The organism is Streptomyces sp. NPDC017943, assembly GCF_044328425.1.
Lineage (GTDB): Bacteria > Actinomycetota > Actinomycetes > Streptomycetales > Streptomycetaceae > Streptomyces > Streptomyces djakartensis_A.
Window position 1 is genome coordinate 139,902 of the sequence record NZ_JBIRHH010000003.1, and the last position, 17,418, is coordinate 157,319.

General features: G+C 73.7%; 15 protein-coding genes. 12 read left to right on the forward strand and 3 right to left on the reverse strand.

The genetic code is table 11. The features are described from left to right. The first annotated feature begins 271 nt into the window (after positions 1-271). Both ACH4C6_RS09925 and ACH4C6_RS09930 read left to right on the forward strand, forming a co-directional pair. Positions 272-781, forward strand: coding sequence for a TspO/MBR family protein (locus tag ACH4C6_RS09925; RefSeq protein ID WP_398108054.1), 510 nt, complete (start codon positions 272-274; stop codon positions 779-781). A gap of 76 nt (positions 782-857) precedes the next feature. Continuing rightward, positions 858-2,039 carry a spore photoproduct lyase family protein gene (locus ACH4C6_RS09930; protein WP_398108055.1) on the forward strand — a complete coding sequence of 394 codons (1,182 nt, stop codon included), beginning with the start codon at positions 858-860 and terminating at the stop codon, positions 2,037-2,039. Here ACH4C6_RS09930 and ACH4C6_RS09935 read toward each other — a convergent pair. Beyond that, the gene (locus ACH4C6_RS09935) at positions 2,027-2,863 is read right to left on the reverse strand and encodes a hypothetical protein (protein ID WP_398108056.1); all 837 of its coding nucleotides are present in this window, start codon (positions 2,861-2,863) and stop codon (positions 2,027-2,029) included. The genes ACH4C6_RS09930 and ACH4C6_RS09935 overlap by 13 nt on opposite strands. A gap of 208 nt (positions 2,864-3,071) precedes the next feature. Here ACH4C6_RS09935 and ACH4C6_RS09940 point away from each other — a divergent pair, with 208 nt between their 5' ends. The 5 genes from ACH4C6_RS09940 (at position 3,072) to ACH4C6_RS09960 (ending at position 7,696) form a co-directional block, all read left to right on the forward strand. After that, positions 3,072-4,223 (forward strand): alpha-lytic protease prodomain-containing protein, encoded by a 1,152-nt coding sequence (locus tag ACH4C6_RS09940; RefSeq protein ID WP_398108057.1) that lies wholly within the window; start codon positions 3,072-3,074, stop codon positions 4,221-4,223. 148 nt (positions 4,224-4,371) lie between these two features. Continuing rightward, positions 4,372-5,043 (forward strand): HEAT repeat domain-containing protein, encoded by a 672-nt coding sequence (locus ACH4C6_RS09945; RefSeq protein WP_398108058.1) that lies wholly within the window; start codon positions 4,372-4,374, stop codon positions 5,041-5,043. Between the two features lie 4 nt (positions 5,044-5,047). Continuing rightward, positions 5,048-6,052: a MerR family transcriptional regulator gene (locus ACH4C6_RS09950; RefSeq protein WP_398108059.1), complete on the forward strand. Its 1,005-nt coding sequence runs from the start codon at positions 5,048-5,050 to the stop codon at positions 6,050-6,052. Positions 6,053-6,151: 99 nt separating this feature from the next. Then, entirely contained in the window at positions 6,152-6,715 is a 564-nt protein-coding gene (locus tag ACH4C6_RS09955) for a dihydrofolate reductase family protein (RefSeq protein ID WP_398108060.1), read from the forward strand. Between the two features lie 93 nt (positions 6,716-6,808). Further along, positions 6,809-7,696, forward strand: a complete 888-nt coding sequence (locus ACH4C6_RS09960; protein ID WP_398108061.1) for a universal stress protein — start codon at positions 6,809-6,811, stop codon at positions 7,694-7,696. A 4-nt stretch (positions 7,697-7,700) separates the two neighbouring features. Here the strand turns inward: ACH4C6_RS09960 and ACH4C6_RS09965 are convergent, their stop codons facing one another. Both ACH4C6_RS09965 and ACH4C6_RS09970 read right to left on the reverse strand, forming a co-directional pair. Then, positions 7,701-8,726 (reverse strand): 6-phosphofructokinase, encoded by a 1,026-nt coding sequence (locus tag ACH4C6_RS09965; RefSeq protein WP_398108062.1) that lies wholly within the window; start codon positions 8,724-8,726, stop codon positions 7,701-7,703. Between the two features lie 532 nt (positions 8,727-9,258). Continuing rightward, a complete protein-coding gene (locus ACH4C6_RS09970) occupies positions 9,259-10,608 on the reverse strand; it encodes an APC family permease (RefSeq protein ID WP_398108063.1) in 1,350 nt (449 codons plus the stop codon). Between the two features lie 103 nt (positions 10,609-10,711). Here ACH4C6_RS09970 and ACH4C6_RS09975 point away from each other — a divergent pair, with 103 nt between their 5' ends. The 5 genes from ACH4C6_RS09975 to ACH4C6_RS09995 all read left to right on the forward strand — a co-directional run bounded on the left by ACH4C6_RS09975 (position 10,712) and on the right by ACH4C6_RS09995 (position 17,413). Further along, a complete protein-coding gene (locus tag ACH4C6_RS09975) occupies positions 10,712-10,915 on the forward strand; it encodes a hypothetical protein (RefSeq protein WP_398108064.1) in 204 nt (67 codons plus the stop codon). Between the two features lie 391 nt (positions 10,916-11,306). Next, positions 11,307-11,819 (forward strand): hypothetical protein, encoded by a 513-nt coding sequence (locus ACH4C6_RS09980; protein ID WP_398108065.1) that lies wholly within the window; start codon positions 11,307-11,309, stop codon positions 11,817-11,819. A gap of 395 nt (positions 11,820-12,214) precedes the next feature. Beyond that, a complete protein-coding gene (locus tag ACH4C6_RS09985) occupies positions 12,215-14,374 on the forward strand; it encodes a hypothetical protein (protein ID WP_398108066.1) in 2,160 nt (719 codons plus the stop codon). A gap of 103 nt (positions 14,375-14,477) precedes the next feature. Next, the gene (pelF, locus tag ACH4C6_RS09990) at positions 14,478-15,998 is read left to right on the forward strand and encodes a GT4 family glycosyltransferase PelF (protein ID WP_398108067.1); all 1,521 of its coding nucleotides are present in this window, start codon (positions 14,478-14,480) and stop codon (positions 15,996-15,998) included. After that, positions 15,995-17,413 carry a hypothetical protein gene (locus ACH4C6_RS09995; protein WP_398108068.1) on the forward strand — a complete coding sequence of 473 codons (1,419 nt, stop codon included), beginning with the start codon at positions 15,995-15,997 and terminating at the stop codon, positions 17,411-17,413. Before pelF ends, ACH4C6_RS09995 begins: the two co-directional genes overlap by 4 nt. Positions 17,414-17,418: the final 5 nt, after the last annotated feature.

The window sequence follows — 17,418 nt, forward strand, 5'->3', positions numbered from 1 at the left end:
GCGCACCTCCGCGTGGCACCGGCTGGGCCGGTGGGTGGGCTGCGGCACGACGAGGCCGCAGGCCCGGCAGGGGTCGCGCTCTCCATGCTAGGCGCGCGGCGCACGGATGGCCATGGCCCGTTCCCGGCGGCCCGGCACGCGGACGCACGAACCCGCGGGGTGCCCCGGCCGGTGCCCGGGCCGCGGGTGCCGGCATGGGCGTCCGGCCACCGGGCACCCGGGCGGCGCGCGCCGTGCCCGCGCGGCCGCACCCTCGGAAGGGAGACACTCGGTGACGCAAGCCGCACACCACCACAGCCACCGGCCGCACGGCCATGCGCAATGGCTGCTGCTCCTGCTGCTGCTGGGGCTGTGCTACGGCGTGGCCGCCGTCGGCGGCACGGCCGCCGCGGACGCCGGCAGCACCTACGCCTCGCTGGACCGGCCCGCGTGGGCGCCGCCGTCCTGGCTGTTCGGACCGGTGTGGACCGTGCTCTACGCCACCATCGCCGTCTCCGCCTGGCTCGTGCTGCGCGGACGCGCACCGGCGCACGTCCGCGCCGACGCCACCGCCTGGGGCACGCAGCTCCTCCTCAACCTCGCCTGGACCCCGCTGTTCTTCGGGGCCAACCGGTACGGCCTCGCGTTCCTCGACATCTGCCTGCTGCTGGGCGCGCTGGGCGTCACGATGCTGCTCTTCCGGCGCCGGAGCCGGGCCGCGTTCCTGCTCCTGGTGCCGTACGCGCTGTGGACGCTGTACGCGGCCGCGCTCAACCTCGCCATCTGGCAGCTCAACGCCTGACCGGTCACCGGGCGCCCCGTACAGTTGCACGTAGGGGACATTTCTCCTCCTGGCACCCGTCCGTACAGGAGCACCCATGCACCACCCGTCCGGCGTCCCGGACGACGACTCCGGGGCGCTGTTCGGTCTCGACGCGCTCTCCCCCGGGTGCGTCGCGACGACCGACCGGCAGGCCCCGTCGTTCCGCACCTCCGCCACCGCCCGCCGCCTGCTGCCCGTGCGGGAGATCTACGCGGAGCCCGCGGCCGCCGCGTCCCCGCGCGGGCGGCAGATCCGCGCCCGGTTCCCCGACGCGCGGCTGACCACGGTGGACTCCCACTGGCGCATCCCCGGCCTGCACGGCAACGAGGGCAACGTCGACCGCTGGGTGCGCGTCAAGGGGGAGACGCTGGTTCTGGGCGAGAAGAAGACCCTCACCACCCGGCCCAACGGCCGCTCGGCGGACTGGATCGCTCCGGGCCCCTCCAACGGCTGCGCCATGGCCTGCGCCTACTGCTACGTGCCCCGCCGCAAGGGCTACGCCAACCCGATCACCGTCTTCACCAACATCGACCGGATCATCGCCCACCTGGGCCGGCACATCGCGCGGCAGGGGCCCAAGCCCGAGCCGAACCAGTGCGACCCCGAGGCGTGGGTGTACGACATCGGGGAGAACGGCGACTGCTCGGTGGATGCGCTGATCTGCGACAACACCGCGGATCTGGTGCACGCCTTCCGGCAGTGGCCGACCGCCAAGGCCTCCTTCGCCACCAAGTTCGTCAATCCCGACCTGCTGGCCCTGGACCCGCGCGGCCGGACCCGCATCCGCTTCTCGCTGATGCCGCCCGAGGACGCCCGGCTGCTCGACGTGCGCACCTCGCCGGTCCCGGAGCGGATCGCCGCCGCGGCGGACTTCCTCGACGCGGGGTACGAGGTGCACTTCAACCTCTCCCCCGTGGTCGTCCGCCCCGGGTGGGAGGACGCCTGGTCCGAGCTGCTGATCCACCTCGACGACGTGCTGCCCGAGCGAGTGAAGCGGCAGGCCGCCGCCGAGGTGATCATGCTCACCCACAACCAGGAGCTGCACGAGGTCAACCTCGGCTGGCACCCCCGGGCGGAGGAGGCCCTGTGGCGGCCGGACATCCAGCAGGCCAAGCGCTCGGAGAACGGCGCGCTGAACGTCCGTTACCGCAACGGGATCAAGGGTGAAGCGGTGCAGACCCTGCGCACCCTGATCGACCGCCACGCCCCATGGCTGCGGGTGCGCTACGCGTTCTGACGACCCGGGTCTTGTCTGTCGAGGTCTCCACCGGCGTCCCAGCCGCGGACGCGGTGGACGCGGGCCGTCTTCGGGTAGGCCGTGCCGGATCCCGACCGGGGACCGATCTCGAACAGGTCGATCAGGAGGAACAGGGGGTAGGCGGGCGCCTGGGGAGACCGTTTCACGACGACTCCCTCGCAGCCGATGACCGTCCCCGACCCGTCCCAGATCACCGTCCACGTGTGCGGCGCGGACGCGTCCAGGGGCAGGACGACCTCCGCCATGTCGGTCGTCAGCCGCCCGTCCGTATGCGCCTTCACCCCACAGCGGGCGCGGCTCTCCCGCTCACCGACGGCTGCGGCGTCGATCTCGAAGAGGCAGATCTCACCGGTGTCCCGGTCCGACAGGTGCTCCGTCCCGACGAGCCAGGCCGCGAGCATGCACCCCTCGTCCCGGCTCGCACCGACCGTCACGTCCACGCGTCCGGCGGCGGGTGCCCAGAGCAGCCGCTCGGGGGTCTCCGTGCGGACGGCCAGTCCGTCCGGCCGATGCCGATGCGTCCCCCGGCGCGAGCCGAGAGGGCCGGAGAAGACGCCGGTCTGCACGTTGGACACCCGCAGCGGGGCGTCCTCCTCGCGCCAGTCCGGCTGGTCGGCGTCGATCCGCAGCCGGAGTCCGGCGGAGTCGATGTCGTACCGGGCCCGTGACCGCTCGGGGGTCGTCCAGTGCGGCAGGTAGTGATCGACCCACCGGTCCCGCCGGAGGTCCGCAGCGGCGAAGTCGTCGTGGAAGTCGGCCTCGCGCGCCGGAGGCTCGGGAAGACGCAGGACATCGGCATCCATGGCGCCATCCTGACAGACGACCGTGCACCCGCTCGCAACCCCGGGCCGGATGCGCGCACTTGACCGGCCGACACCCCGCGCCGGACGACCGCGCCCATGGCATAGACCTTTCCTTGATCACGGGCTAGGCTCTGCCGCGCATGCCAGAGAGCGCTCTCAAGCTCTGCTGTTCCACCCCCACCCTGCTGGAACAACGAAGGGGCATCCCTTGAGACGCACCACGACCCTGCGCACCGCGCTGTCCGCACTCCTCCTGCTCGGTACCTGGGCCACCGCCAGCGCCCTGCCCGCCTCCGCCGCCGAGGGTCCCGCGCGCTCCCCCCAGGCTCCCGCCTCCCCGGGGCTTCTCGACGCCATGCAGCGGGATCTGGGCCTGACCCGCGACGCGGCCGAGGCACGCCTCGCCGCCGAGAAGAAGGCCACGGCCACCGATCGCACGGCGCGCGACGTCGCCGGCTCCGCCTACGGCGGCTCCTGGTTCGACGCCGAACGCGGCCGCCTCACCGTGGCCCTCACCGACGACGAGCGCGCCGACGCCGTGCGCGCGACGGGAGCGTCCGTACGCCTCGTGCGACACAGCGCGCGTCAGCTCGACGCGGCGATGAAGCGCATCGACGCCCTGTCCGCGCCCGCCGGAGTGGGCAGTTGGCATGTGGACCCGAAGGCCAACAAGGTCGTCGTGAACGTCGTCGGCGAGCATCGGGACGACAACGATGTCCGGGCCTTCCTCGCCCGCGCCCGCGAGGCGGGTCCGGTGACGGTCCGCCAGACCGCCGCCGCACCGCGCACGTTCGCCGCCGGAACCGTCGGCGGCGACCCGTACTACACCGGCAACGTCCGCTGCTCCATCGGCTTCTCCGTGCAGGGCGGCTTCGTCACGGCCGGACACTGCGGTTCGCCCGGCTCGGCCGTGTACGGCTGGGACCGGTCGTACGTCGGCAACTTCCAGGGGTCGTCGTTCCCGGACAACGACTACGCCTGGGTGAACGTCGGCAGCGGCTGGTGGACCGTGCCGGTCGTGCTCGGCTGGGGCACGGTCTCCGACCAGCTCGTCCGCGGCTCCGCCGAGGCTCCGGTGGGCGCCTCCATCTGCCGTTCCGGCTCCACCACGCACTGGCACTGCGGCAGGGTGCTGGCGAAGAACGAGACGGTGAACTACAGCCAGGGCGCCGTCCACCAGATGACGAAGACCAGCGTCTGCGCCGAACCCGGTGATTCCGGCGGCTCCTTCATCAGCGGTGACCAGGCCCAGGGCGTCACCTCCGGCGGCTGGGGCAACTGCAGCAGCGGCGGCGAGACCTGGCACCAGCCGGTCAACGAGATCCTCAACCGCTACGGGCTGAGACTGCACACCGCCTGACCACCCGACGCGGGAGCACCGAGCGGGCCCGCCACCGTCCCGGACCACGACGGCGGCGGGCTCGCGCGCGTCCGGCGGACGGGCGGTCGGCGCCGCTTGACCTTGACACCGTGACAAGGTCTTCACTGCTGCCCGAGGAGGTGGTCCGATGACCACGACATCACGGGACGCAGACGTGCAGCGAGCGCTGCAGGCGTTGGAGGACGGCCGTTCGCCCGTGCGGCTGCGGGCGGCCATGGCGGTCGGCTCGACGCCCGACCCCGCCTTCGTCGGCAAGCTCGTCGAGCGGTGCGCCGTCGAGCCCGAGTTCTTCGTGCGGGACATGCTCACCTGGGCGCTCACCCGCCACCCCGTGCCGCTGACCCTTCCGCGGCTGCTGCGGGAGCTGCACTCGGAACGTCCGCAGGCCCGCAGCCAGGCGCTGCACACCCTGTCCAAGATCGGGGACCGGCGGGCGTGGCCGGCGATCACCCGCGCCCTGCTGTCCGACGCCGACGACGAGGTGGCGCGCAGCGCCTGGCGGACGGCGGTCGTCCTCGTACCGGAAGGCGAGGAGGCCGGCCTGGCCCGCGTCCTGGCGACGCAGCTCGGGCGCGGTGACCGCGCGGTCCAGCTGAGTCTCAGCCAGGCGCTGGCCGGGCTCGGCGAGGTGATCGTGCCGGTGCTGCGGGCAGCGGCGGCGGCCGGGGAGCCGGACGTGCGGGCGCACGCACTGGCCACGCGCAGGCTGCTGGAGGACCCGGAGGCGGGGTTCGAGTCGGTGCTCGAGGAGGCCAAGCGCATCGTGGCCCTCACCGGGGCCCCGAAGGGAGGAGGATAGGACCGTGCTGATCGGTGAGGTGGCGCGACGGTCCGGGGTCAGCGCCCGCATGCTCCGGCACTACGAGGCGCTGGGACTGGTGCGGCCCTCGGGCCGCACGGGCTCCGGCTACCGGGAGTACTCGGCGCAGGACATCCGCCGGATCTTCCACGTCGAGAGCCTGCGGTCGCTGGGTCTGTCCCTGCGGGAGATCGGGCGTGCCCTGGACGATCCGCACTTCACGCCCTCGGCGCTCGTGGGCGACCTCATCCGGCGCACACGCGAGCGCATCGCCGCCGAGACCGAGCTGCTGACGCGGTTGAGCAACATCGACTCCGCGGACCCCACCGACTGGGAGGAGGTCCTGCGGACCGTGTCGCTGCTCCAGGCGCTGGGCTCGCACAGCGCGGACGTCCGTCAGCGTGCGGCCCTCTCGTCCGTCGACGGGGGCACGGTCCCGGTCGAGGCCCTGGTCGACGCGGCGCTGCACGAGACGGAGCCGAACGTCGCCGGCGCCCTTCGCTGGGCGCTGGCGCAGTCGGCCGACGGCGCACCCGCACTGCTCGCCGAGGGACTCGGCTCGCCGGTGGCAGCGGTGCGGACCCGTGCCGTGCAGTCGCTCGCCGAGCTGCCCGGCGAGGAGGTGGCCGCACATCTGCGGCACGCCCTCGCGGATCCCGACCCCGGGGTGCGGGGGTACGCGGCTCTGGCACTGGGGACGCGGGGCGTGGGGGACGCGATCCCGACCCTCGTCGACATGATCGTGGCCGGGAGGAACGACACGGATGCGGCCGACGCGCTGGGCGCCCTGTCGAGCGACACGGCGAGGGCCGAACGGATCGCGACCGCACTCGTCGACCGCCTCGCCCGCGACGGCACGGCGGCGCCGGCCCGCGGCCGTCTGACCCAGGCCCTGGCGGACATCCCGGGCGCGACCGCCGCGCAGGCCCTGACCCGGCTGTCGCACGACGCCGATCGGGCGGTCGCCCTGACCGCCACGTATCTCCTGCGGCTGCGCGAGGCCCGGTGAGGGATGCCGCTGGGCCGTCGGGGCGAGGGTTCCGCGGCCGATGAGTTCTGCGGCGTCCCGCGGTCGTACTGTCGAACCCGGTACGGAGGAGGAGTACTCATGCGCAGCGTCACGTACTCGATGAGCGTCTCACTCGACGGCTACATCGTCGCGCCCGACGGCGGTATCGACTGGTCGACGCCCGATCCGGAGGTCTTCCGCTTCTGGATCGACGACATCCGGCAGGTCGGCGTCCACCTGATGGGGCGGCGGCTGTACGAGACGATGCTGTACTGGGAGGACGCCGACGAGAACCCCTCGCTCGACGAGGCGGAGCGGGAGTGGGCGGCGCTGTGGAACCCGCTGCCGAAGGTCGTGTTCTCGAGGACGCTGACGACGGTGCAGGGCAACGCCCGCCTGGCCTCCGGCCCGGTGGCGCAGGAGATCGAGCGGTTGCGGGCCGAGCCCGGGGACGGTGACATCGCCATCGGGGGTGCGGTTCTCGCCGCCGAGGCCGCCGCGTCGGACCTGATCGACGAGTACCGGATCATGGTGCACCCGGTGCTCCTCGGCGGCGGCATCCCCTTCTTCCCCCGGCACGAGCGCCGGGTGGGTCTCGAACTGGCCGAGACCCGGACCTTCGGCTCGAAGGTCGTTCACCTGCGGTACCGCGTGCGGCGGTAGCCGGCCCTCGTGGAGCCGGAACCGGCTTGTCGTGGAACAGTGGAGAACAGGAGAAGCCACCCTGCGACGGCACGGGCCGGGCGAGGAGGCCGGATGCGTTCCCCCGTACTGGCATGCGTCGACGGCTCCGAGTGTGCCGCTGCGGCGGCCGCGTGGGCCGCGGGTGAGGCGAGGCTGCGGGGCGTGGCGCTGCGACTGCTGCACGTCTCGCCCCGCCTTCCCGGAGCCGCCGTCCCGGTGTCGGCCGCGGACCGCCTGCGCGAGATCGGCACCCGGCTGGTGCGCCGGACCGCGGAGGACCTCACCACCCGCTGCCCGGAGCCCGACGTGGACGGCGTGCAGACCGACGGGGACCCCGCGGAGGCCGTCCTCGACGACGCGGCGCGGGGCGCCGGGCTCCTCGTGGCGGGCACCCGCGGCACGGGCGGCTTCCCGGACCTGGTGGTCGGCTCGACCGCGCTGCGCCTCGCGGCGGCGGCCCCCTGCCCCGTCGTCCTCGTGCCTCCTCGCCCGGGGGCGTTCTCCGGCGGCCCCGTCGCGGGCCGCGGCGCCCCTCCGGTCGTCCTCGGCTTCGACGCTCACCGTCCGGTGGGCGCGGCCGCGGACTTCGCCTTCTCCACCGCCGAACTGCGCGCGTCCCGCCTGCGCGTGGTGCAGGCGTGGGTCCTGCCCGCCGAGTCCGTCTCCCCCCGCTCGTTCGTGGTGACGGAGGAGGACCGCGCCACCTGGGAGGACCGGGAGGTTCTGGACCTGTCCGACGCCCTGCGCCCGTGGCAGGAGAAGTACCCGCAGGTGAGGGCCACGCTCGACCTGCGCCTGCTCCACCCGGCGCAAGCGCTGCTCAACGCCTCCCGGGACGCGGACCTCCTCGTCGTGGGACGGTCCGCCGAGGCGCAACCGGCGGGGCGACTGGGTCCGGTGGCGCATGCCGTGCTGCACCATGTGCGTCGTCCCGTCGCGGTCGTGCCGCCCGGAGCGTGACGGTTCAGCCGTAGAACACCTCGAACTCGTCGTACAGGGACGGGTCCACCACCTTGTTCCGTGCCGTGGCGTCGGCGAGCGGCACCCGGACGATCCGCGTGCCCTCGAGGGCCACCATGCGGCCGAAGTCGCCGTCGGCGACCGCCTGGATGGCGTGCAGGCCGAACCGTGTGGCGAGCCACCGGTCGAAGGCGCTGGGGGTGCCGCCGCGCTGGATGTGGCCCAGGACGGTGGTACGGGCGTCCTTGTCGGTGCGTGCCGTGATCTCCTGCGCCAGCCATTCGCCGATGCCGGACAGCCGCACGTGACCGAACTCGTCCAGCGACTGGTCCTTGACGATCAGCTGCCCCTCCCTCGGGGCCGCCCCCTCGGCCACCACGACGATCGGCGCGTAGTTGATCTCGAAGCGGCGCATCACCTGCTCGCACACCTGGTCCAGGTCGAAGGGCCGCTCGGGGATGAGGATGACGTTGGCGCCGCCGGCGATCCCGGCGTGCAGGGCGATCCAGCCGGAGTGCCGCCCCATCACCTCCACCACCAGGGCCCGCATGTGGGACTCGGCGGTGGTGTGGAGGCGGTCGATCGCCTCCGTCGCGATCCCTACGGCCGTGTCGAAGCCGAAGGTGAAGTCGGTGCACGAGACGTCGTTGTCGATGGTCTTCGGCACGCCGACCACGTCGATGCCCTGACGGCTCAGTTCCGTGGCCGTGCCCAGCGTGTCCTCCCCGCCGATCACGACGAGCGCGTCCATCTCGTGCGCGGCGAGCGTCTCCCGCACCCGCTGCAGTCCGTTGTCGTGCTTGAGCGGGTTGGTGCGCGAGGAGCCGAGGATCGTTCCGCCCCGGGGCAGGATGCCCCGCACGCTGTCGATGCCGAGGGGGACGACGTCGTTCTTGAGCAGGCCGAGCCAGCCGTCCCGGACGCCGAGGAAGTCGAACCCGTGCTCCTGTACGCCCTTGCGCACGACGCTGCGGATCACGGCGTTGAGGCCGGGGCAGTCGCCGCCGCCGGTCAGCACTCCGACCCTCATGGCCTTCTCCCATCCGCCGCCGGGCCGGCCGCCGCCCTCCCGGTGACCCAGGACCGCCGGGGCATGCCGGTCGCAGCCCTTCTCCAGCGTCCCCCGGAAACGCCCGGCGCGGCCACTCGGCGACCGCCGTCCGCGAAGCTGCCTCCCGCGGGGCCGCGGTCGAGGGCACGGGGTCGGCGCGCGCCGGGGGTGCTCGGCCCGGTCGGTGGCCGCCGGGTGCTCAGCCCAGGCGGTGGCCGCCGGGGCAGACGACGCTCCGGGGCGCGATCCAGGCCCGGCAGTAGGGGCAGGGGCGAACCTGACCGAGAGTGGACAGGGCGTTGTGCACCGTCGTGCGCACCGTCCGTCTCGTCCGGCACGACACCACGGTCATTCTCCTGAGCAGGAGGCCAGGCACCCCGGGCACACCCACGTCCTTCCCTTCGGGCGGGCACAGCCCGCGTCGAGCACTCCGACCTCGACCACGTCTTCCCCGGCTCCCGCCGCTCACTCCCGGCCCGTTCCGGCCTGGCAGCCGCTTCCCGCGCCGGGCTCAAACGGTGTCGCGCGCGCCCTCCTCGGCCCGCTTGCCGCGCCGCGCCGCGCTCACCGCGCCGAGGACCATGCCGACGGCGACGATCACGAGGCCGCGCAGCCACACGTCCGCCTCGATCTGCGTGGCCAGCAGGACGCAGGAGGCGATACCGAGGACCGGCAGGACGGTCGGGGCCCGGAAGTGGTCGGCCTCGCCGGTGTCGCGGCGCAGCACCAGCACGGCCGTGTTGACCATGAGGAAGACGATCAGGAGCAGCAGGACCAGGGTCGAGGCGAGGGTGGCGACGCTGCCGGTCAGTGCCAGCAGCATCGCGAGCAGGGAGGTGACGGCGATCGCGGCCCACGGCGTGCGGCGACCGGGCAGCACCTTGGTCAGCGCGGCCGGCAGCAGCCCGTCCCTCGCCATGCCGTAGGCGAGGCGGGAGGACATGATGCCGGTGAGCAGCGCGCCGTTGGCGACGGCCACGAGCGCGATGGCGCTGAACAGGCGGGTCGGCACACCCCCCGCCTCCCGCACGACCTCCAGCAGCGGGCCACTGGACCCGGCCAGCCGGGCGGTCGGTACCGCGGCGGACGCGGCGATGCCCACCAGGACGTACACCGCTCCGGCGGTGGCGAGGGCGCCGAACAGGGCGCGGGGGTAGGAGCGCCTCGGGTTGCGGGTCTCCTCCGCGACGTTGACGGAGGTCTCGAAGCCGACGAAGGAGTAGTAGGCCAGCACCGAGCCGCTCAGGACGGCGGCGGCCGCGCCCTTCTCGGGGGTGCCCAGCTGCGTGAGCCGTCCGACGTCGCCGTCGCCGCGGAGCAGCAGCCACGCGCCGAGGACGACGATGACGATCAGCCCGCCCACCTCGATGACGGTGGCGACGACGTTGGCCCGGGTCGACTCCTTGATGCCCCGCGCGTTGACCAGGGCGAGAAGGGCCAGGAACAGGACGGCGACGAGGCCGACGGGCAGGGTCACGAAGGCCGAGAGGTAGTCGCCGCCGAAGCCGCGGGCGAGCGCGGCCACGGAGACGATGCCCGCGGCCAGCATGCAGAAGCCCGCGACGAAGCCGGCGAACGGTCCGAACGCGCGCGTGGCGTAGTGCGAGGCTCCACCGGCCCGGGGGTACTTCGTGGCCAGCTCGGCGTAGGAGGCGGCCGTCAGCAGTGCCAGCAGCAGGGCGACGACGAGCGGCACCCACACCGCTCCCCCGGCGTCGGCCGCCACCTGCCCGACCAGTACGTAGACACCCGCGCCGAGGACGTCGCCCAGGATGAAGAAGTACAGCAGCGGGGTCGTCAGCGCCCGCTTGAGCGCCGTTCCCTCCGGGGCCGCCCCCTGGCCCGCCGATTCCGCCAGCACTCTGTTCCCGCCATTTCTCGCCATACCGCCTCGTGTCCCCCGAACCGCGCGAAGCACGCCCGGCCCGGGCCGCGCAGCTCCATGCGGCTCGTCACATCGCCGCATGTCAGAAGGGGCTGCCCGGCGGATCACGGAGGTGGCAGGGTGTGCGGAGACCGCCCTCGGGGCGGTGATCGTGCCGCAGGACGGGTCTGCGCTGATCTTCGACGAGGACGACCGTCGTCACCTCCCGGCCGGGCTGCGGGAGGGGGGCCTCGTCATCGCCCCCACGGCGGACGCGCTGCACGCGGCGATCCGGGCGCTGTGAGACCTGGTCCGGTGGATGACCGGTTCGGCCCGCCACCTGCGGCACCTGCGGCGGGTCACCGGGCTACAGGGCCACCAGGCCACCGGCCGGAAACCGACGGATGGCCGAGATGGCCATGGGCCGTACGGAAGCCGGGTGGGCGGGGCGCGGCTCATACGCGCCAATGTCATCTTCCGGCGCCCCGGCGACAGCCGGTTCCACGCAGGGCTCCGCGGGTTCCTCCTGCGCGCCGATCACCTGGGCGATCGCCCACGTCCCCGCGACTCCACATCTGCGTCACATCTCACGCACGCCCTGAACACTTCCGGCCGGGCGTTCCGCGGCCGGTGCCGCGTGGGGCAGACGGTGCGGCCGGCCCTGCCTAGCCTCCCTGGCCATGCGATCACCCCTGATGAGACGTTTCGGGCTCGGCGCCGTCCTCGCCGCCGTACTGGCCGTGTTCGGCCTGGCCCCCTCCGCGACCGCGGTCGATCCGGCCGCGGCCGAGCTGACCTTCGCCACCGACAGCGCCACCGCCACCCCGGGCGGCACGGTCAACCTGTCGATGACGCTCACCAACCACCACACCTACGACGTCTGGTTCGTGTACCAGACGATCGAGCCGACCTGGCTGACCACGCAGCGGCCCGACCTGAAGTTCAGCTTCTCCGGCTGCACCCTGGCCACCGCGAACGGCGCCACCCCCTGTGCGGGGACCGGCCCGGCCAACCTCGGCGGCAACTACGGCACCACCATCCCGCCCGGCCAGAGCCGCACGGTCACCCTGAAGCTGGACATCGCCGCCGACTCCGGCTGCAACGGCAACATCGGCTTCTACTCCTACTTCTACTCCGAGTTCAGCGACTCCACGAACGTCAGCGGCGGCCCGGTGTACAGCCCCGTGACCCGCGTGCTCTGCGCCTGACCTCCCCGGGGAGCCCGGCGCCCGTGACCTGAAAGTCGCCCTGCCCGGCTCCGGGTACCGGTCTGGACCACTGGCACGACGACCGGTGGGCCCCCGCGGCCCGCCGGTGCGCCGCACACGGCCCGGACCAGCGGCGACGCCCTCACCGCCGCCCGCTCCGGGCTCCCCCGGCGATCCGAGGCGCTCCCCCTCCCTTCCGGAACGCCCCCGTTCGACACCTGCGCTTTTTCGTCATGTTGTGCAACAGGACCTCGAAATCTCCACACAGACCTCACTATGTGACGCGACGGATGCGTGACGAACCGGCTTCTGAGGGGGACGCCGGCGGCGCGCAAGGGGGTGCGTCCGCTCCACGGGAGCCGTGCCCACCCCTGCCCGGGAGGGGACATCACCGCATGAAGCGGACCATACGCACCACCGCGGTCACGGTGGGCGCGCTCATCGCCGCACTGGGCCTGCCGGCCGGCGCGGCGCACGCCGATCCCACGCCCCGCATCGATCTGCGGGTGCTGGTGGTGAGCGACGGCGGACCGTCCACCGACGCCATCGCCGCCGAACTGGCCGCGGCGGGCACGCCGTACACCACGATCGACCTGACGCAGTCCGGCCGGACCGTGATCGACGCCGGTTTCCTCGCGGACACCGTCGACGGCCGGCCGCGCGCCAGGTTCCAGGCCGTGGTGCTCCCCAACGACAATCCGTTCCCGGCCGGTTCCGCCGAGATGGCCGCACTCGCGGCCTACGAGCGGACGTACGACATCCCGCAGGTGGACGCCTACACCTACGCACGTCCCGAGGCCGGCCTCCAGTACCCGGTGAACGGCGGCTACGCCGGCAGTCTCGACGGCGAGCAGGCCCAGGTGACCGCCGCGGGCCGGTCCGGCCCCTTCGGCTACCTCGACGGTGCGGTGCCCTTCGAGGACAACGACCCGGCCGTGGGCGAGAGTTACGCCTACCTGTCGAAGCCCGTGGCGGGGGCCGACTTCACGCCGTACGTGGAGGCCGCGATCCCGGGCCGGACGGCCAAGGGCACGCTGGTCGGCGAGTACCGGCACGACGGGAGACGGGAACTGGTCGTCACCTTCGTCTACAACCGGTACCAGCAGCAGTTCCGGCTCCTGGCCCGGGGCATCGTCGAATGGATGACCGGCGGGGTGCACCTGGGCGCCGCACGGAACTACTTCTCGGTGCACGTGGACGACGTCTTCGCCGCCGACGACCGGTGGAACAGCGCCCTCAACTGCACACCGGGCGACGTCGACTGCACGGACCCCGGCGCGACGCCCGACCCCATCCGGATGACGGCCGCCGACGTGGACCACGCCGTCACGTGGCAGGACAGCAAGGGCTTCACCCTCGACTTCGCCTACAACGGCGCCGGCAGCGTCGACCACCGCGAGGACAACAACGGCCGGGATCCGCTCGCCGACCGGCTGATCGCGCGGCGGGGCGAGTTCCGCTGGATCAACCACACCTACTCGCACCCCTTCCTCGGCTGTGTGCAGGACACCTCCGTGGTGCCGTGGAAGTGCGCCACCAACCCCGACGGCAGCACCCGCTGGACCAGCCGCTACGACATCTCCGACGAGATCGCCGTCAACCGGGTCTGGGGCCAGCTCGCCCTGCTGCCGCTGGTGAACGACGAGTTGGTCACCGGTGAGCACTCGGGCATGAAGGTCCTCCCGCAGCAGCCCCAGGACAACCCCAACCTGGCCCCCGCCCTGGGCGACAACGGCATCGCCTGGCTCGGCTCGGACAACTCCCGCGAGCCGGACCAGCGCCGGGTCGGCCCGGCCACGACCGTGCCGCGCTACCCGATGAACGTCTTCTACAACGCCGGCCGGGCGGCCGAGCAGGTCGACGAGTACAACTGGATCTACACCAGCCGCGCCCAGGGCGGCAGCGGCATCTGCGAGGACAACCCGGGCACCACCACCTGCCTGCCGGCGCCCCTGGACACCGCCACCGGCTACGCCGGCCACATCGTGCCGCTGGAGACCCGGATCGCCCTCGGCCACGTGCTGTCCAACGATCCCAAGCCGCACTTCATCCACCAGTCCAACCTCGCCGAGGACCGCATCGCCTACCCCGTCCTCGACGGCGTCCTGGACGGCTACAAGGCCCTGTTCGCCGACAACACGCCGCTGCTGAACCCGCGGATGCGCGACATCGGCGTCGAGCTGAAGCGCCGCGCCGACTGGCGGGCCGCGCTCCGCGCCGGGAACGTCACGGCGTACCGCATCGGCACCACGGTGAGCGTCGACGCCCCGGCCGGCGTGGCGGTGACCGCGACCCTTCCGGCCGGCAGCACCCTGCGCGGCACGGCGTTCGGCCAGGCGTACGCGGGTGCCGTGTCCGGCTGGACCTCCTCGGCGGGCACGCCTCTCGTCTTCACCCTGCCGGCGTCCGCCGCCCGGGCGGTCGACGACACCACCGGACCGGCCCGGGTGACCCGCCCCGCGCCGCGCACCCGGGTCCCGGTGGGCGTGACCGAGGCGCCGGCGCGGGTCACGCCGGGCATCACCGGCCCGGTCGGCCACACCGCAGACGGCTGAGCGGCGCAGCCGCGCCCCGCACCGACCGAAGGTCCCGGCCGTCCCCTGGGCGGCGGCCGGGTCCGGCCCGAACCACCCCACACCTCAGCCGTGGAGCACATCGATGCCCTTTCCCCAGGGCGCGCGACCCACCCGAGCGACGCGCGTCACCCTGCTCACCGAAGGCACCTACCCGCACAGCCACGGCGGTGTCAGCGTCTGGTGCGACCAGCTCGTCCAGGGCATGCCCGACCTCGACTTCGACATCGTCGCCGTCACCGGCACCGGACGGGAGCCGGTCGTGTGGGACCTGCCCGCGCACGTGTCGGGCGTGCTGTCCGTCCCCATGTGGGGCGCCCCGCCCGAGGGACGCCCGCCCCGGGGCCGGGCGCGCGGCCGACTCGCCGCCGCCTACGAGCAGTTCGTGACCGCGCTGCTGGACCCGAACGCCGAGGACGGGTTCGCGCCCGCCCTGTACGCGCTGGCGCGCACCGCGCCGGACGGCACGCTGAGCGCCTTCCTGCGCGGTGACCGGGCCGTCACGATCCTCACCGCCCTGTGGAACCGCCCCGGCCTCGCCGTCCGCGAGGCCCGGCCGACCCTGCACGACGCGCTCACCGCGACCGCGCTGCTGGAGCACGCCCTGCGCCCGCTGGCCGCCCCGGCGCCCGAGAGCGGGGTGGCGCACGCGGTCAGCGGCGGGGTCGCCGTGCTGCCGGGGCTGGCCGCACTGGCGGACCACGGTGTGCCCCTGCTCCTCACCGAGCACGGCGTCTATCTGCGCGAGCGCTACCTCGGCTACCGCACCGCGCCCTACCGGTGGCCGGTGAAGGCCGTGATCCTCGGGTTCTTCCGGCTGCTGGCGCGGGAGAGCTACCTGCGGGCCGCCCTGATCACCCCGGGCAACCGCTACAACCGGCTGTGGGAGGAGGAGGGCGGCGCCGACCCGGGGTCGATCCGCACCGTCTACAACGGCGTCGACCCGGCGGCCTTCCCGGCGGCCGGCCCGGAGCCCGAGGTCCCCACGCTCAGCTGGGCGGGCCGCGTCGACCCCATCAAGGACCTGGAGACCCTGATCCGCGCCTTCGCCCTCGTCCGGGCGCGCCTTCCCCAGGCGCGGCTGCGCCTGTTCGGCGGAACCCCGCGCGGTGGCGAGGCCTACCGGGAACGCTGCGAGGCGCTGGCCGCCGAACTCGGGCACGCGGACGCCGTCACCTTCGAGGGGCGCGTGGAGGACATCAAGGACGCCTACGCGGCGGGGAACGTGGTCATGCTCTCCAGCATCAGCGAGGGCTTCCCGTTCACGCTGATCGAAGCCATGTCCTGCGGCCGGGCGACCGTATCGACCGATGTGGGCGGCGTGCGCGAGGCCGTCGGGGAGACCGGGCTCGTCGTCCCCCCGCGCGATCCGCAGGCGATGGCCGCGGCCGCGCTGGAACTGCTCGGCGACGCCGGCCGGCGCCGGGCCATGGGCGAGGCGGCCCGGCTGCGGGTCATCGAACAGTTCACGCTCCGCCAGACCATTGACACGTTTCGCTCCGTATACCTGGAGCTCGCCCACCCCGAACAGGAGCCGACGGCCATGCCCACCGCGGTCAGGATCCCCGCACCGGCCGTCCACGGCACCGGAAGTCTCGCCCTGTGAGCGGGCCGATATCCCTGGAGCCCGGGGGCTCCGAGCAGGACACCCTGGCCATCCGGCTGGCCGGCCCTCGCCCGCCGCGCCGCCGCCCGCGCTGGGCCCTCGACGACGCCACACTCGCCGTCCGGCTCCCGCGCAGCGGCCCCGACGAGCGGGCGGTCAGTGAACTGGCCGCCGAACTCGCCGACCGCATAGGGCCTGCCGTGCACCCCTACGAGGTGGCCGCGCTCCTGGAGGCGGAAGGGCTGTCCGCCTCCGTGATCAACGAGCGCTACGGTCACCCGAACCTGTTCTCCCTGGCCTCCGCGCTGTACGAACGGGTGCCGCGCACCTTCCCCGAGCCCGCTGCCGCGGCCGACCCGTGGCGCCCCGACACCGTGCGCTGCCTGCTGCGCGGTGTGCTGTTCGCCCTGCCGGGGCTCGCCTACCTTCTGACCGCTCCGCTGTGGGACGCCGGCGGAAACGTTCCCCCACTCGTCGTCGCCGGGCTGGTCTCCTGGGCGTGGGGGCAGGCCCTCGGTCACCGCGCGCACCTGCGGTTGACGACCGGGCGCCGGGAGGCGGGTCGTACTCTCCTGGCCGGCGCCCCGGCCGGCGCGGTCGTGGCCACGGCGATCGCCGCGCTGCTCGCCGGGGGCGGGTGGGTGACGCTGGTGGCCGCCGCGCAGTCCGCCTATCTGGCCGCCGCCGGTGTGCTTCTCGTGCTCGGCAGGGAACGGCTGCTGCTGGCCGCGCTCGGCCCGCTGCCCGCGGGTGCCGCCGTGCTGCCCTGGTGGGATCCCGGCCCCGTGGTCCGCACCGGCCTGCCGGCGCTGGCGCTGCTCGCCACGCTCGCCGTCACCGCACGGGTCCTGCACGGCGTCCTCGCCGTCCCGGCCGCCGCCGGGGCGGGCAGCCCACGCCTGCGGTGGTCGCTGCCGTACGGCCTGTTCGGACTGGCCGCCGGGGTGCTGGTGCTGCTGGAGGGGCGCGAGGAGCCGTACGCGGTGATCGTCCTGACGCTGAGCATGGGGCCCGCGGAATGGCTGCTGTACCGCTACCGCGGGCTGTCGGTCGCCGCGCTGCGCGCCACCGCCACACCCGCCGGCTTCCTGCTGCGCTCGGCCGGCATCCTCGGCCTCTGCCTGCTCGTGTACCTCGCCCCGCTGCTGCCCGCGGCCCTGCTCACGGGCGCCGATCCGGTCACCCTGCTGCTCCTGGCGGCCGTGCTGTGGACGGCGCTGCTGCTGCAGGCCTTCGGGGCGGCCTGGCCGTCGGCCGCGATCTGTCTCGCGGCGGCCGCGGGGCCGGCGGCCGTGGTGCTCCTGCGTCTGCCACCGGGCATCGGCCCGGCGCTTCCGCTCGCGTGCGGGGCCGCCGCCGTGTGCCTGACAGCGTGCGCGCTGCGGCTGCTCGGCCGGCCCTCCCCGCACATCTGACACGC

Bases quoted from the DNA above. Each gene is read 5' to 3' on its own strand.
- ACH4C6_RS09930 (WP_398108055.1), top strand. From the start codon at position 858: ATGCACCACCCGTCCGGCGTCCCGGACGACGACTCCGGGGCGCTGTTC.
- ACH4C6_RS09955 (WP_398108060.1), top strand. From the start codon at position 6,152: ATGCGCAGCGTCACGTACTCGATGAGCGTCTCACTCGACGGCTACATC.
- pelF (WP_398108067.1), top strand. From the start codon at position 14,478: ATGCCCTTTCCCCAGGGCGCGCGACCCACCCGAGCGACGCGCGTCACC.
- ACH4C6_RS09945 (WP_398108058.1), top strand. From the start codon at position 4,372: ATGACCACGACATCACGGGACGCAGACGTGCAGCGAGCGCTGCAGGCG.
- ACH4C6_RS09960 (WP_398108061.1), top strand. From the start codon at position 6,809: ATGCGTTCCCCCGTACTGGCATGCGTCGACGGCTCCGAGTGTGCCGCT.
- ACH4C6_RS09935 (WP_398108056.1), bottom strand. From the start codon at position 2,863: ATGGATGCCGATGTCCTGCGTCTTCCCGAGCCTCCGGCGCGCGAGGCC.
- ACH4C6_RS09965 (WP_398108062.1), bottom strand. From the start codon at position 8,726: ATGAGGGTCGGAGTGCTGACCGGCGGCGGCGACTGCCCCGGCCTCAAC.
- ACH4C6_RS09980 (WP_398108065.1), top strand. From the start codon at position 11,307: ATGAGACGTTTCGGGCTCGGCGCCGTCCTCGCCGCCGTACTGGCCGTG.
- ACH4C6_RS09975 (WP_398108064.1), top strand. From the start codon at position 10,712: ATGTCAGAAGGGGCTGCCCGGCGGATCACGGAGGTGGCAGGGTGTGCG.
- ACH4C6_RS09985 (WP_398108066.1), top strand. From the start codon at position 12,215: ATGAAGCGGACCATACGCACCACCGCGGTCACGGTGGGCGCGCTCATC.